11 protein-coding genes are annotated in these 14,888 nt (G+C 66.0%); 6 read left to right on the plus strand and 5 right to left on the minus strand.

Annotated features, from left to right (window positions below):
- Nucleotides 1-303: 303 nt before the first annotated feature.
- Both LXN01_RS03380 and msrB read right to left on the minus strand, forming a co-directional pair.
- On the minus strand, nucleotides 304-852 hold the full coding sequence (locus tag LXN01_RS03380) for a GNAT family N-acetyltransferase (RefSeq protein WP_236863162.1): 549 nt from the start codon (nucleotides 850-852) through the stop codon (nucleotides 304-306).
- Between the two features lie 361 nt (nucleotides 853-1,213).
- On the minus strand, nucleotides 1,214-1,642 hold the full coding sequence (gene msrB / locus LXN01_RS03385) for a peptide-methionine (R)-S-oxide reductase MsrB (RefSeq protein WP_236863163.1): 429 nt from the start codon (nucleotides 1,640-1,642) through the stop codon (nucleotides 1,214-1,216).
- Between the two features lie 353 nt (nucleotides 1,643-1,995).
- On the opposite strand from msrB, the gene LXN01_RS03390 reads away from it, so the two are divergent.
- A complete protein-coding gene (locus tag LXN01_RS03390) occupies nucleotides 1,996-3,240 on the plus strand; it encodes an alpha/beta hydrolase (protein WP_236863164.1) in 1,245 nt (414 codons plus the stop codon).
- A 350-nt stretch (nucleotides 3,241-3,590) separates the two neighbouring features.
- On the opposite strand, the gene LXN01_RS03395 is transcribed toward LXN01_RS03390, so the two are convergent.
- Nucleotides 3,591-4,394, minus strand: a complete 804-nt coding sequence (locus tag LXN01_RS03395) for a dihydrofolate reductase family protein (protein ID WP_236863165.1) — start codon at nucleotides 4,392-4,394, stop codon at nucleotides 3,591-3,593.
- Nucleotides 4,395-4,520: 126 nt separating this feature from the next.
- Entirely contained in the window at nucleotides 4,521-5,270 is a 750-nt protein-coding gene (locus tag LXN01_RS03400) for a L,D-transpeptidase family protein (RefSeq protein WP_236863166.1), read from the minus strand.
- A 1,408-nt stretch (nucleotides 5,271-6,678) separates the two neighbouring features.
- Here LXN01_RS03400 and LXN01_RS03405 point away from each other — a divergent pair.
- The 4 genes from LXN01_RS03405 (at nucleotide 6,679) to LXN01_RS03420 (ending at nucleotide 10,856) form a co-directional block, all read left to right on the plus strand.
- Nucleotides 6,679-7,191 carry a DUF6636 domain-containing protein gene (locus tag LXN01_RS03405; protein WP_236863167.1) on the plus strand — a complete coding sequence of 171 codons (513 nt, stop codon included), beginning with the start codon at nucleotides 6,679-6,681 and terminating at the stop codon, nucleotides 7,189-7,191.
- A 244-nt stretch (nucleotides 7,192-7,435) separates the two neighbouring features.
- Nucleotides 7,436-9,196 (plus strand): 2-isopropylmalate synthase, encoded by a 1,761-nt coding sequence (gene leuA, locus LXN01_RS03410; RefSeq protein WP_236863168.1) that lies wholly within the window; start codon nucleotides 7,436-7,438, stop codon nucleotides 9,194-9,196.
- A 158-nt stretch (nucleotides 9,197-9,354) separates the two neighbouring features.
- The gene (gene recO / locus LXN01_RS03415) at nucleotides 9,355-10,083 is read left to right on the plus strand and encodes a DNA repair protein RecO (RefSeq protein WP_236863213.1); all 729 of its coding nucleotides are present in this window, start codon (nucleotides 9,355-9,357) and stop codon (nucleotides 10,081-10,083) included.
- Nucleotides 10,080-10,856 carry an isoprenyl transferase gene (locus LXN01_RS03420; protein ID WP_236863169.1) on the plus strand — a complete coding sequence of 259 codons (777 nt, stop codon included), beginning with the start codon at nucleotides 10,080-10,082 and terminating at the stop codon, nucleotides 10,854-10,856. The genes recO and LXN01_RS03420 overlap by 4 nt, the downstream gene beginning before the upstream one ends.
- Before the next feature lie 180 nt (nucleotides 10,857-11,036).
- On the opposite strand, the gene LXN01_RS03425 is transcribed toward LXN01_RS03420, so the two are convergent.
- Nucleotides 11,037-13,028 carry a DEAD/DEAH box helicase gene (locus LXN01_RS03425; protein WP_236863170.1) on the minus strand — a complete coding sequence of 664 codons (1,992 nt, stop codon included), beginning with the start codon at nucleotides 13,026-13,028 and terminating at the stop codon, nucleotides 11,037-11,039.
- Between the two features lie 465 nt (nucleotides 13,029-13,493).
- On the opposite strand from LXN01_RS03425, the gene LXN01_RS03430 reads away from it, so the two are divergent.
- Complete coding sequence (locus LXN01_RS03430) at nucleotides 13,494-14,876, plus strand: glycine--tRNA ligase (RefSeq protein ID WP_236863214.1); 1,383 nt, start codon at nucleotides 13,494-13,496, stop codon at nucleotides 14,874-14,876.
- Nucleotides 14,877-14,888 lie beyond the last annotated feature (12 nt).

Here is a 14,888-nt window from a genome sequence, read left to right on the forward strand (position 1 = left end):
CGCCATTTTGACCGGCTGGTCCGACGAGCCGCCCTTCTGCGACTTCGCGAGCGCTTACCGCTGCGCACCATGAGCTTCGGGACCTCGAGACGTGACCGGGTGCCATGAACTCCGCAAGCGTCGAAAGTTGCGGGGGTGCGGTGAACTCCAGGAGCGTCACGGTATGCCGGGTGCAACGGTCTCATCGGGCGTCGAACGCTGCCCGATGCCATGGACTCCGCGAGTGTCGAACGCTGCCGGGTGCGGCGGTCTCCGCGGGCGCCGAACGTTGCGGGCTTTGCCGACCGCGTTCGGTCATAGAGCTCAGCGCCCCGGTATTCGCCGCATCGGCAGGTGAGGGATGCCATCCTCAATAAATGGATCCCCGGACTGCCTGAAACCGAACCGACCGTAGAAGTCCCTCAAGTGCGCCTGGGCGTTCAGGGTCAGGAGTCCGTCACCGAACTCGTCGACCAGCCGACTGATGAGGGCTGAGGCGATGCCTGTAGATCGTTCCCGCCGATCGCAGACAACGCGCCCTATGCTTCGACCCTCGGGATCACCCGCCGGACCGTCGATCAGACCGTAGGGCAGCACCCGTGCGTACCCTCGAGGTTTGACTGTCAGACCGGTCTCCCCACCGTGGGAATCATGGTAGGGCGCGGGCGAACCAGCTCCGTGCACCACAGCGTGCACCGTCTCGGGGTACAGGTCGACGCCGTCGAGATCGAGGTAGGAGCAGTTCTGCTCGACGACGAACACCTCGGCGCGGAGTTGCAGGATTCCGTACAGCTCCTGAGCGGTGAGGTGCTCGAATGCCTTCAGTTCCACCTGGTTCGGCGAGGCGCCGGTGAAGTCAGTTCGCGGGTCCACCTGATGCAGTGAGGCGCCGGCGCACCGGGCCTGCCGCTCGACCTGCAGGGGCGACGCGCCGGCCGAAGAGATCGCCCGGAGACCTTCGCCAAAGGCGCTGGTGTCGGCAGATGGCGGTTCATGTTCTCCCGCGTGCCCGTCCCCGCCGTGCTCTCCCGCGCACCTGTCCCCACGGCGATCGCCATCGCACCTGTCCCCACGGCGATCGCCATCGCACCCGGCGCCGCTGCTGAGAGCCTCGGTGGAGGCACACATCCCCTTGTCGCCATGATCGGGAGTTCGAGCATAATCGGGAGACCGAGACGCTGAAGTCACATGCGCCGGGGTTCGGAGACCTGGTGCTTCGGGTGCTGACATGCCCTCACGCCTTTGCCGCATCCTCGTCGAGCACAAGGCTGATCGAATTGATGCAGTAGCGCAGATCCGTGGGAGTGTCGTAGCCCTCGCCCTCGAAAACATGCCCCAGGTGCGAATCGCAGTTGGCACACCGCACCTCGGTCCGGGTCATTCCCATCGTCGTGTCGCGCAGATATCGAACGCGGTCCTCTGCCAGCGGCGCGTAGAAGGTCGGCCAGCCGCAGTGCGATGGGAACTTCGTATCCGACTCGAACAGCACCGCATTGCACGCGCGGCAACGATAGGAGCCCGGTGCTGTTGTGGTGTAGTACTCGCCGGTGAAGGGCCGTTCGGTGCCCGCCTGGCGCAGCACTGCATATTCCTCGGGAGAGAGGATCTCCTGCCACTCAACTTCTGATCGCTTCACTGCGGGGGTGTAATTCTCGGATTCCATCAGTACTCCTCATCTGGTTCATCCGTCGCCTGGCTGGTCCAGCTCACGGAACTCGGCATCCTCCGATGAGCGGTGCACCTGGTGAACAGTGCTCCCTGCTATGCGGAGCAGCTTCTGTGGGATGCTTGGGTTCTACCGCAAGTCGGTCCCTGAAGCGTAACGAACAAGACGCCTGAGATGTTCCGCAGATCAGTCTCCTGAGTTGCTCGGAGAAGCTTCATGAGCTGTCCGGCAGAAGTCTCGTGTATTGCTTCGACCAAGTATCCTGCGTTGTTGACGAAGTCTCATGAGCGTTCCGGAGAAACGGTGCGGGCCGGCCAGTAGGGTCGCGGACCGAACAGTAGGATTGTTCGATGGAGGTGATTCGAGTGTCGATGTCCAAGAGCGTCCCCGATTCAACCGCTCGCGCGGTGCGACTCGCCTTGGCGGGTCTGGGAGTGGGCGCGGGAATCGGGTTGATCGCCTCGATCGCCACCTCAGGTCTGGCGGTCTACTTCGCTCGTCGCATCGTGATCCCCGAGCAGGCTCCCGAGGAGCTCGAGATTCTCCATGTCGACGGCTTCGACTACGACATGCGCGTTCAGCTCGCTGCCAATGAGGACACGGTGGTCAGCGGCTGCTACGGCCTTTACTTCGACTCCGGTGCCGGCCATGCCCAGATCGGCGACATCCTCGAATACGATCCCATCTCCCGGACGGTGTCCCGGGAAGTCATTGCTGTGACCTCCGGTGATCTCCGCTCTGCACGGTGGGGACGATGGACAGGAGTGTTCTACCCGCACCCTGAGACTCTGGGATTGCAGTACGAGGAGATCACCCTGACCTCCGATGTTGGGGAGCTGCCTGCCTGGTTCTTCCCCACGAGCTCGGAAGCTCCCCGTGACACTTGGGCCATCCTGGTGCACGGTCGCGGTGGATCGCGATCCGAAGGCCTCAAAGCCGTCCCGGTCCTCGAAGCGCTCCGGATGCCCACATTGGCGATCTCGTACCGGAATGACGCCGAGGTGCGCGTCGGCAACGCTTCGCGCTACGGCCTGGGCGATACGGAATGGCTGGATGTCGACGTCGCCATTGACTATGCGCTCGCTCACGGTGCCCAGCGGGTCGTGGTATTCGGCTGGTCGATGGGGGCGGCGATCACGTTCCAGGCTGCGTCGCGCGGACGCAACCGGCGTCATATCGCCGGTCTCGTCCTGGACGGCCCAGTGGTCGACTGGTACGACGTCCTCGATCATCAGGCCCGGATCAACTTCCTGCCCACCCCGGTCGCCCGCCTCGCTCTCGACATGCTGACCCGCCCTTGGGCTCGCCCGATCACCGGGCTGGAGACCCCACTCGACCTCAATCGCATGGACTGGGTGCGGCGAGCTGCAGAGCTCGACAAGCGCGTTCTCCTCATCCACTCCGACGACGATGAGTTCGTTCCGTCGGGTCCGTCACATGCGCTGGCCGCCGTGCGGCGGGATCTCGTCACCATGCCGAAATACGACCGAGCGCGCCACACCAAGGAATGGAACATCGATCCTGAGCGCTGGAACGATGAAGTCGCAAGCTTCATCGAGTCCGAGGTGCTGGTCAACGACAGCGCTGCCGACTGATCCGTCGGGCAGCAGATGGCCGGCGTCTGACGTGGGCTTGCCTCACCTGAAGCCGCATCCTCAACACCTGACGCCGCATCCTCAGCGGGGGAGCAGGGGCGACCTTGCCCGCGAGATGCGTTCCAACCCGGGCAGCACGCCCGTGACTCGGCTCCTGGGCAGAGTGAAGGACCATTTCGTTCCTGGCAGGGGGACTTCCAAACCGACTGGCGGCTGCCCGTTCGAGAGCGGGCTGGGGGCGGCCGCTCCAGCCTCAGCCAGGGCCTGCCCGCTCCAACCCGAGCAGGGGACCGTCCGTTTCGCTCCCGGACAGCTTGGCCGTCACTGCAAACCGGACAGCGTGGCCGTCCTCAGTCCGTCGCGGAGTGGATGGCCAGCCGCTGAATGTAGGTCCTCGAATCGGTGAGCAGGCTCAGTGGGGTGAGCTCGAGGGGGCTGGCGAGGCGGGTGCCGTTGAGCAGACCGGTCGGTCCGATCCCAGTCTCCCCGGCGAGCAGCGGCGAGATCGTCAGACACAGCTCATCGACGACTCCAGCGGCAACCCACTCACCCAGCAGGGTCGGCCCGCCTTCCGAGAGAACCCGGCGGGCGCCTCGGGCGCGGAGGTCGCGGAGCACCTCTTCAGGGGTCACCGAATCCTGGTGGGAGACGACGTTCTCTGCTCCGCAGAAGTCGCGCAGCTCTGCAAGCACTTCCGCGTCCGTCGTCGAGGTGTGGACGACGACGTCCGATGTGCCCTTCTCCGCGAGGCGCTCGAAGTCGAGCCGCCCGGACCGGGAGATGATCACCAGCATGGGAACGGGCCGTTGACCGCGGGCCGTGCGCTGCTCGACGTACCGGGGCTTCTCCGAAAGGCGGGTGTATCGCTCGATACGTGTTGTGCTGGCCCCGACGACGACTGCGTCGGCCAGCGCGCGGAGCACAGAGAATACCCGCATGTCGGCAGGAGACGAGATGGACCCGGTGCGTCCGTCCCTGCCGGTGACCGCCCCATCTGCTGTGACCACCATGTTGACCTGCACTCTCATGCCCGCGGTATGACCGTCCAACGGGCCGGAATCATACAGCTCGACCAGAGCCGGTTCGCCGGGCGCCGGAGGGATCGAGCGGACCTCCGGGATGAGCTGGGTCAGTTCTACCTCTGACGATTTCATCGATGCGTCTCCTCACGCGGTGGGGATGTGCTGACTGGGGCTCAGCTGTCGATCAGGGTCAGGTCGCCGGGCGCGCCCATCGTCTCACCTGCCGTGCTCGGCCTGGTGTGGGCGGCCAGCGCCGCCTCACCTGCCGATGGCGTCGGCGGGTCCCATGATGATGTGTGGTGTGCGCTCGGGATCCATAGTCCGCAGCAGGAACTCCATGTCCTCTGCCTGCATAGTCACGCAGCCCTGAGTGGGAGAGTCGTGATCGACATGCAACCAGATCTTGCCTCCTGCATCCCAGCCCATCGGTCGGGTGTCGTCGGTCGGCGGGGTTCCGGCCGCGCGGTTGTAGTTGATGGCGATGACGTAGCTGAAGACATCGGCCCAGTCCTCTCCATATACGGCCGCAGCACCGGACCGCAGCGCATCGTCCTGTGTGTAGGGCAGCTTCGAACCGGGGTCGGGCAGGTATCCTCCCGCATCGGTGAGAGCGAAAACTCCTATCGGAGAGGTGCGGTCACCCTCCTTCCGATCCTCGCGCCAGCCATTGCCGCCGTGGTGACCGACGAAGCGCCTGGCCTCGGTCCAGGCTTCTCCGTTGCGTTCGTACAGTGCAGTCGTCGCGTTGGTGTCCTCGATGCCCGGCGTAGTCGAGATGAGCACCTGCGAGGACTCCGCAGGCACTTCTGCCATCGTCTCGGGGCCGATCCCCGGGAGCCCCGGGAGGCTGGGGCTGTCCGACGGCGAGGCGGGACCACCGGGGCCGGCCGACGGCGAGGCGGGACCACCGGGGCCGGCCGACGGCGAGGCGGGACCACCGGGGCCGGCCGACGGCGAGGCGGGACCACCGGGGCTGGCGGTGCCGGGAGAGCGTGCTGGGTCCGACATCTCGCCCCTGTCCGAATGTTCTGGGTTCGCCTCGCCGCCTCGGCCCGATTGACCGGACTCGTCAGGACTGAGCAGAGCGGGGGCCGGGAAATCGGTCGGTCGGATCTGCGAAGGGGACGCGAATGAGCCGGCTTCAGCCTTCGACGCAGATGCGTTCGAAGCCTCGGCCGGCACTGTCGAGCAGGCGATGCCGAGCAGCAGGACTCCAGAGAGTGCCGCGAGAAACCGAGCGGCGGAGAGCGCGACCATGCTTCCATGTTTCCACGGATCCCGAAGCAGGTGAACGAAGAGCTCGGCGCGTCGGGGAACTAGCCGGGGAACTCGCCGAGAACTCGCCGGGGACTCGCCACGGTCGGCTCCGGTCTGAGAAGGTCCTGATGCCCCTGAACTCGGCCGATGTCTACACTGGTGACCCATGAGTGTTCCACCGCCCCCTGAACATCGTCCTCAGCGGCGGCAGCCGCAGGACGATCATCCCGCGGAGTCGCTGACGACTCAGCTTTTCGTCGGTCAGCCGAAGCAGCAGGCGGGTTCCGCCGAGACCCAGGCCTGGAGCCCGGATCAGATGGAGGCGCTGCGCAGCGCACGGGCGACAGATCGCAGTGCCGGGGTGGCAGGTTCGAACGAGGGCGATTCGACCCGGATGCTCACCCTTGAGGAGCTCCGGCAGCTCGCCGCCGACACCCATGACGACCGCCTCGACGGTCCGCGCGCGGAGGTGCATCGCGACGCGTCGAAGGCAACCCGCGCAGACGCCGAGCGCGCTCAGGAGATGGCGCAGCCGTCCCGCTGGCCGGGAGCTGCCGGGTCCGGAGGTTCCGCCGGCGTTCCGATGGTGCCTCCGCCTCCCAGCGCACCGCCCGTCGCGGGATCTCATCACCCGCATCCTCACTTGAATGCGCCTGAACCTCGCTTCACCGGTGCGGCGGCATCCGATGTCGATGCAGTGGCGTCCTCATCGTCAGGATCACAGCACTTCGGAGATGGCGCCGGCTACCCGCGCAGCGTGCCTCAGGGAGCAGTGCCTCAGGGAGCAGTTTCGCCGACGATGCCGCCTCAGCCGGGTACCCGGCCGACGGCGCACGCAGCAGCGCCGGCATCGTCGCGCATGGCCGACTCCTCGGTTCTCTCCGGCTCGGGCGGCGTCCCTGGAGCGTCAGGCGGCCTCGGCGTGGCCCGTACCCCCGGCGCTGCGATTGCCCCAGGTACGGCTGGCGCCCACGCTGCCCCCGGCGCCCACGCTGCCCCCGGCGCTGCCTTAGGTACGGCTGGCACCCCCGCTGCCGGTGCCCCAGGTACGGCTGGTACCCCCGGTGCTGTGGTTGCCCCAGGTATAGCCGGGGCCCCCGCTGCCCCCGGCGCTGCCGGTGCCCGTTCGCGTACGGATGGGAAGAAGAAGCCGGCGGGGGTGGTAGCGCTGCTCGTCCTTGTCGCGCTCATCGTGCTGGGCATCGTCGGGTACATCCTTGTCGACTCCCTGACCGGTTCGGATTCGGGCGGCCCGCAGTCGATGCCGGCGCCGCCCCCTGCCGCAGAAGATGCAGCGGGGGATCCCGAGGCGTCCGCCGCTGCCAGCGGCGACGTGCGTTCCTTCGCCTCGCCGTCGGGCAACATCTCGTGCACGATCGAGCCGGAGCGTGCACGCTGCGTGATCTCCAGCTTCGACTACGAGCCACCTGAGGAGCCGGAGGATTGCGCAATCGACAACTGGGGCGGCGTGATCGTGGCCAACAGTGACGGGGCAGGGTTCTCCTGTCTGGAGGCTCCCGAAGCGCCCAAGGCGCAGATGCTCGATTACGGGGAGTCCATCGAAGCGCATGGCATCAAGTGCACGTCGCAGCGTGAGGGAATGACCTGCGTCGCAACTGACTCGGGTACCGGGTTCACGGTCGCCCGTGCCGGGGTGAGCTTCTTGCCATGACGGGGTGAGCTTTGTGCTCTGACCAGGCCGGCTTTCCGTGGCGGCGGCGGAAACCGCCCTGCCTCCTGTCCGCCATTCGGACGATGCGTTCGGAAATGCCCGATCAGAAGGCATAAGGTGAAGGGCATGAGTTGGCATGTGCTCCTCCTTCCCCGCCGCGGCGAGGCCTGATCCAGGCCGCATCCTCGTCGCGGAGTCTGTGCTGTCGGTCGAAACCTTCGCAATCAACACAGAGGAAGCCGAAATGACCAACCTGCAGAAGCCTTCGCCGATGCCCTTTCAGAAGTACAAGTCCTTCTTCGACCGTATTCAGCTCGACATGAGCGATCGCACCTGGCCGAACCAGCGAATCTCGCAGGCGCCTCGGTGGCTGAGCACTGACCTGCGTGACGGCAATCAGGCCCTCATCGACCCGATGACCCCCGACCGCAAGCGCAAGATGTTCGACCTCCTCGTCAAGCTGGGATTCAAGGAGATCGAGGTCGGGTTCCCCGCCGCCAGCCAGCCGGACTTCGATTTCGTGCGCCAGATCATCGAACAGGACGCAATTCCCGACGACGTCCGGATCTCCGTCCTGACCCAGGCGCGCGAGGACCTCATCGAACGCACCGTGGAGAGCCTGGTCGGCGCGAAGATGTCCACGGTCCACCTCTACAACGCCACCGCCCCGGTGTTCCGGAAGGTCGTGTTCGGGTTCGACGGCGACGGCTACGACCAGACCCGAGACATCGCCCTGCGCGGGACGCAGGCGGTCATGAAGCACGCAGAGAGCCTGCTCGGCGACGCGGACTTCGGGTACCAGTACTCGCCGGAGATCTTCGTCGACACGGAGCCGGAGTTCGCCCTCGACATCGTCGGCAACGTGCTGGACATGTGGCAGCCGGCAGCAGGGCGGGAAACCGTGGTGAACCTGCCTGCGACCGTCGAGCGTGGCACCCCGAACACCTACGCGGATCAGATCGAATGGTTCTGTCGCAACGTCCCGTACAGGGATGATGTTGCGATCTCCCTGCACCCGCACAACGACCGCGGCACCGGCGTTGCCGCAGCGGAGCTCGGCATGATGGCGGGCGCGGACCGCATCGAAGGATGCCTGTTCGGCAACGGGGAGCGCACGGGTAACCTCGACCTCGTCACAGTCGCCCTGAACCTGTACTCGCAGGGGGTGGATCCGGAGCTCGACTTCTCCGATATCGACGAGGTCATCCGCACCGTCACCTACTGCAACCAGATCGGAGTGCACGAGCGGCACCCCTACGGCGGCGACCTCGTCTTCACCTCGTTCTCCGGTTCTCACCAGGATGCGATCAACAAGGCGTTCGCTGACCGCGAGCGTCGCGCTGCCGAGGCCGGGGTGCCCATCCAGGAGATGGAATGGGACATGCCGTACCTGCCGGTCGACCCGAAGGACCTCGGCCGCACCTACGAAGCGGTGATCCGCGTCAACTCCCAGTCCGGCAAGGGCGGAGTCTCCTACATCTTGAAGTCGGAGTACGGACTGGATCTGCCGCGCAGGCTCCAGGTGGAGTTCTCCCAGGTTGTGCAGTCGCGCACTGAAGAAGGTGGAGAGGTCACTCCGCAGGAGATCTGGCGAATCTTCAGCGACGAGTACCTGCCGACCGACACGTCCGACGACGTCTGGGGACGCTTCCGGATCCAGGGTCTGCGCACCGCCTCGATCAGCGGCGAAGAGGTCGATTCGCCGAAGAACACGGAGATGATCGAGATCGATCTCGTCGTCGACGGTCAGGATCGGACGTACGAGAGCCGGGGCAACGGACCCATCGATGCTCTGGTCACCCTGCTCACGGAGCAGTTCGACATCGACATCCGGCTCCAGGACTACTCCGAGCACGCGGTGGGGACGGGGGCAGACACCGTCGCAGCTTCCTATGTGGAGCTGGCGGTGGGGGATCGAGTGCTGTGGGGAGCCGGCCTCCATCCCAACTCGACCAAGTCCTCGCTCAAGGCGGTCATCAGCGCCGTGAACCGCGCGGTCCGCTGACACGACCTGCATTCGCTTCCGGAGAGCGTCGGGCCCGCTCGCATGGCGGGAGCCGGGCCGACGCCGCGGATGGGCGAGAGCGAGGGGTGTATGGCGCTTCGGCGAGGTGTGCGTGGTGACTTCGACGCCATGGGAATGTGCGCGATAATGGTCTGATGATGAGGACTTATCGGGACGAAGGCATTGTGGTCGGAGGCCACAAGCTGGGAGAGGCCGATCGCATCATCGTGATCCTCAGCCGCAATCACGGCCTGGTCCGTGCGGTCGCGAAGGGGATTCGACGGACGAAATCGCGCTTCGGCTCCCGGTTGGAACCCTTCATGCTCATCGACTTCCAGTGCCACGTCGGCCGGAATCTCGACATCGTGACCCAGGTCGAGCTCATCGACCCCTTCGCACGGGCGATCGCCGCCGACTACGACGCCTATTCCGCAGCCAGTGTGATGGCGGAGACTGCAACTCGGCTGACCGAGGCCGAACCTCGCACGCGCACGCAGTATCTGCTCCTGGTCTCGGCGGTTCGCTCGCTGTGCAATCGGGAGCACCCACCACGGCTGAGTCTGGACGCGTACCTGCTGCGCGCCATGGCCGTCGCCGGCTGGGCCCCGAGCCTGATGGACTGCGCGCAGTGCGGTGAGTCCGGACCGCATCGAGCGTTCTCCCCTGCGCTGGGCGGAGCAGTGTGCTCGGCCTGCCGACCTCAGGGGACGGCCCTGCCGACCACCGAGACCATCATCCATCTCGCAGCGCTGCTGAGCGGGGACTGGAACCGGGCCGAGGCGACGGCGGAGCACAATTCCGCCGAGGCGTCTCGGCTGGTCATGATGTACGTGCAGTGGCACCTGGAGCGCCACGTCAAGTCGTTTTCAATCCTGGAGAATGCATGAGCTATCCCGCACCACCGCCCCACCCCTCCGGCGCGCGTCCGCCGGCGATCGATGCGAAGTTCATTCCGCGACATGTGGCGGTGGTGATGGATGGCAACGGCCGCTGGGCCAATCAGCAGGGTCTGCCGCGGACCGAGGGGCACAAGGCCGGAGAGTACTCGCTGCTGGAGGTCATCCACGGCGCGATCGAGATCGGTGTGCAGTATCTGTCCGCGTATGCGTTCTCCACGGAGAACTGGAAGCGATCTCCCGAGGAGGTTCGCTTCCTCATGGGCTTCAACCGGGATGTGATCCGCAGACGTCGTGACGAGCTCAACGAGCTCGGCGTGCGCATCGTGTGGTCGGGGCGCCGCGGACGACTCTGGAAGTCGGTGATCACCGAACTCGAGGACGCGATGGAGCTGACCAAGGACAATACGGGCCTGGTCCTGCAGTTCTGCGTGAACTACGGCGGTCGACCGGAGATCCTCGACGCGGTGAACCAGATCGCCCACGAGGTTGCCGAGGGCAGGATCAAGCCCGGCAAGATCACCGAACGAGTTCTGGAGAGCCGCTTCTACTCGCCCGAGGTGCCCGACGTCGACCTCTTTCTGCGTTCCTCCGGCGAGCAGCGCACCTCGAACTTCCTGCTCTGGCAGTCGGCATACGCCGAGCTGGTGTTCCAGGACGTGCTGTGGCCGGATGTCGACCGCCGCACGCTGTGGGCGGCGATCCTTGAGTACGCCTCCAGGGACCGCCGATTCGGAGGGGCGGTCGATCTGGCTTCTTCATGACGGTCCGGAAGACGCGACAGAGGCCGGCCCGAGTGGGCCGGCCTCAGTCGCGCGAGCCGGGCGCAGCAGCTGCGCGCTGCGCCTCAGCTGCGCCTGATGGCGGCAACAAGTGCTGCACCTCGGTGCACCCGACGGCAGCAACTTCCCAGCAGCAACCTCATGACTCTTCAGTGGTGAGTCTCAGTCGCGACGGAACTTCTTGCCCTCGTAGCGATCGCGCCCGCCGCCGCGCTTGTCACCGCGGAAGTTGCGGTTGTCGCCGGGGCCTTTGTCGAAGTTCTTCTTGGGGAAGGAACGGCCGGGCCTGCCGCTGTCGACCCGGAGGTCGATCCGCTTGCCCTGCACCCGGGTGCTCGACAGGCGGTCGAACACCGACTGCGGCAGGTCATCGGGCAGGTCGACCAGAGTGTGGTTGGACCGGATGTCGATATGGCCGATCTGTCCCGAGGTGAGTCCGCCTTCGTTCGCGATCGCGCCGACGATGCCGCCGGGTGCGACACGGTCGTTGCGACCCACTGCGATGCGGTAGGTGCGCATGCCTTCGCGGGAGCGAGGAGCGCGCGGCCCGCGGTCGCTGCGCTCGTTCCGGTCACGCTGGTTGCGCGCCTTGGGCTCCGGCAGCGGCTGAGCGGTGAGGGTGTCCCCGTCCAGCAGCAGCGCTGCGAGGGCCGAGGCGATCTCATCAGCAGGCACATCGTGGATCTGCTGGTACTGCTCGATCACCGGGCGCACCTCAGTCAGGTCGAGCGTCGCCAGCGCATCGGTGATGCGCTGCTGGAAGCGCTCGATGCGATTGTTGGTGAGCTCCTCGACCGTCGGCAGCTTCAGCGGTTCGACCTTCTGTCGGGTCGCCTTCTCGATCGCGCGCAGCAGGTGGTTCTCGCGGGGCGTCACGAACAGGATCGCCTCACCCGAGCGGCCCGCGCGGCCGGTGCGGCCGATCCGGTGGACGTAGGACTCGGTGTCGTGCGGGATGTCGTAGTTGACGACGAGGGAGATCCGCTCGACGTCGAGGCCACGGGCGGCGACGTCGGTGGCGACGAGGATGTCGATCGCCCCGGAGCGCAGCTGCTCCACGGTCCGCTCGCGTGCCTGCTGCGGGATGTCGCCGTTGATCGCGGCGGCCGACAGCCCGCGCGCGCGCAGCTTGTCCGCGAGCTCTTCCGTGGCCTGCTTCGTGCGCACGAACATGATGATGCCGTCGTACTCCTCGACCTCGAGGATCCGGGTGAGCGCATCGAGCTTGTGCGAATGCATGATCGTGAGGAACCGCTGCCGGATGTTCGCCCCGGTGGTGGTCTTCGACTTGACCCTGACCTCGGCCGGGTTGTCGAGGTACTTCCCCGTGATCCGATGGATCGACTGCGGCATGGTCGCAGAGAACAGCGCGACCTGGCGCTCGGTGCCGGTTGCCGCGAAGATCTCCTCGATGTCCTCCTGGAAGCCCATCTTGAGCATCTCGTCGGCCTCATCCAGCACGAGGTGCTGCAGGCTGCCGAGCCGGAGCGATCCCCGCTTGAGATGGTCGATGACACGACCGGGGGTGCCGACGACGACCTGCGCGCCCCGGCGGAGGCCGGACAGCTGCGGGCCGTACGACTGACCGCCGTAGATCGGCAGCACCGAGAAGTCCGGGAGATGCGTCGCAAAGCTGGTGAACGCCTCGGCGACCTGCAGCGCGAGCTCGCGAGTCGGCGTGAGGACGAGAGCGAAGGGGCCGTCGTCCGCTCGCCCGGCATGCGCCAGATGACTGAGCACCGGGAGAGCGAAGGCTGCGGTCTTGCCGGTTCCGGTCTGCGCGAGTCCGATCACGTCACGGCCGGCCGTGAGCAGCGGAATGGTCTGGGCCTGGATGGGAGAGGGCCGCTCGTAGCCGAGGTCGGACACGGCCGCCAGCACCTTCTCATCGAGGTCGAACTCGGAGAAGAGGGGCAGCTCGTCGCTCGACCGGTCGGCCGGAGGTGTCGAGGCCGGAGCGCCTGAGGTGGTCGCGGGCTTGTCTGCCGAGGCGGTCGCGGGCTGGGCAGCGCCGGCTTCAGCAGCCTGAGGAGCGGCTTCGGCAGCCACCGAGGCGGTCGCCGGCTGGGCGGCGTCTGCGTCAGCAGGCGCCGAGGCGGAGGGATTCGGAGTCGAGGCGTTGAGGGCAGGATTGAGTGAGGTCTCGAAGGACATCGGTAACTCTCTTCACGGTTCAGCACACACTTGATCGCAGGTGACTGGTTTGGCGATCGACCCATGCGGCCCGAGCTGCGCTTGCGTGAGCATTACCGGCGAACGGCGTATCCGACGAGCATTCGCACCGGAGTAAGGAGCTCCTGCGCCATAACGGCCTGAAAGGTTTGGGTGTGCGTCCAGTCTACATGGTCGTGCTGATCCCCTGAGCCAGATTCCGGCAGTGGTGAGGAGAGACACACGCACGAGGAGAAGCCGAAGGGGCGAGCCGGAGGAGCGGGAAGGGCACGATCTGGTTCGCCTCGGGTTCACCTGGCCGGCCCATCCGGTGAGGTCGGGGATCTGTCGGTTTCCCCTCCAGCTCGCTTCTTCTCCTGCTCGCCGGTGCGGCTGGACTCACCACGGGTCCGATACGCTGGACGCGCATGCGAACGACAGCCAGCCGTTCGCCCTCGACTCAAGGAGATTTGCGTGGCATCGACTTTGGATTCCGTCATCAACCTGGCCAAGCGACGTGGTTTCGTCTTCCAAGCTGGAGAGATCTACGGCGGTTCCCGTTCGGCCTGGGATTATGGGCCGCTGGGCGTCGAGCTCAAGGAGAACATCAAGGCGCAGTGGTGGCAGAACTTCGTCCGCGGCCGCGATGACATGGTGGGTCTGGACTCGTCGATCATCCTGCCGCGCAAGGTCTGGGAGGCCTCCGGCCACGTCGAGACCTTCGTCGATCCGCTCGTCGAGTCCCTGCACACGCACAAGCGCTACCGTGCCGACCACCTCATCGAGGCCTACGTCGCCAAGCACGGCAAGGAGCCGGAGAACGGCCTTGCAGACATCCGCGATCCCGAGACGGGTCAGGAGGGCAGCTGGACCGAGCCGCAGATGTTCTCGGGCCTGGTCAAGACCTTCCTGGGGCCGGTCGACAACGAAGAGGGTCTCCACTATCTGCGCCCGGAGACGGCGCAGGGAATCTTCGTGAACTTCAACAACGTGGTCACCGCCAGCCGCCGAAAGCCGCCGTTCGGCATCGGCCAGATCGGCAAGGCCTTCCGCAATGAGATCACCCCGGGCAACTTCATCTTCCGCACCCGCGAATTCGAGCAGATGGAGATCGAGTTCTTCACCCACCCGGACGATGCCGACCGCTTCTTCACCGAGTGGGTGGAGGCCTGCTGGGACTGGTTCATCGACCTCGGCATCGACCCCGACAACATGCGTCGCTTCGATGTTCCCGACGACGAGCGCGCGCACTATTCCGCGGCCACTATCGACATCGAGTACCAGTTCGGGTTCCAGGGCTCGGCGTGGGGTGAGCTCATGGGCATCGCCAACCGCACCGATTTCGACCTGTCCAACCACACCGAGAACTCCGGTTCGAAGATGCAGTACTTCGACCAGGCGAGCGGCTCCCGGTACACGCCGTTCGTCATCGAGCCCTCATTCGGCCTGACGCGCTCGCTCATGGCGTTCCTCGTCGACGCCTACACGGAGGACGAGGCGCCCAACACCAAGGGCGGAGTCGACACGCGCACCGTCCTCAAGCTCGATCCGCGACTGTCGCCGGTCAAGGCGGCCGTGCTGCCGCTGAGCCGCAACGAGAAGCTGTCGCCCAAGGCCAAGGGCCTCGCCGCAGACCTCCGCAAGCGCTGGAACGTCGAGTTCGACGACGCCGGCGCCATCGGTCGCCGCTACCGTCGTCAGGACGAGATCGGCACTCCCTTCTGCATCACCGTCGATTTCGACACGCTCGACGACGATTCGGTCACCGTCCGCAGGCGCGACGACATGTCCCAGGAGCGGATCGCCGTTCCCGAGGTGGTGCCGTTCCTCGCCGAGGCGCTCGGCTGCTGAACGTGCACAGGC

This window comes from Brevibacterium daeguense (genome assembly GCF_021729135.1).
GTDB classification, from domain to species: domain Bacteria; phylum Actinomycetota; class Actinomycetes; order Actinomycetales; family Brevibacteriaceae; genus Brevibacterium; species Brevibacterium daeguense.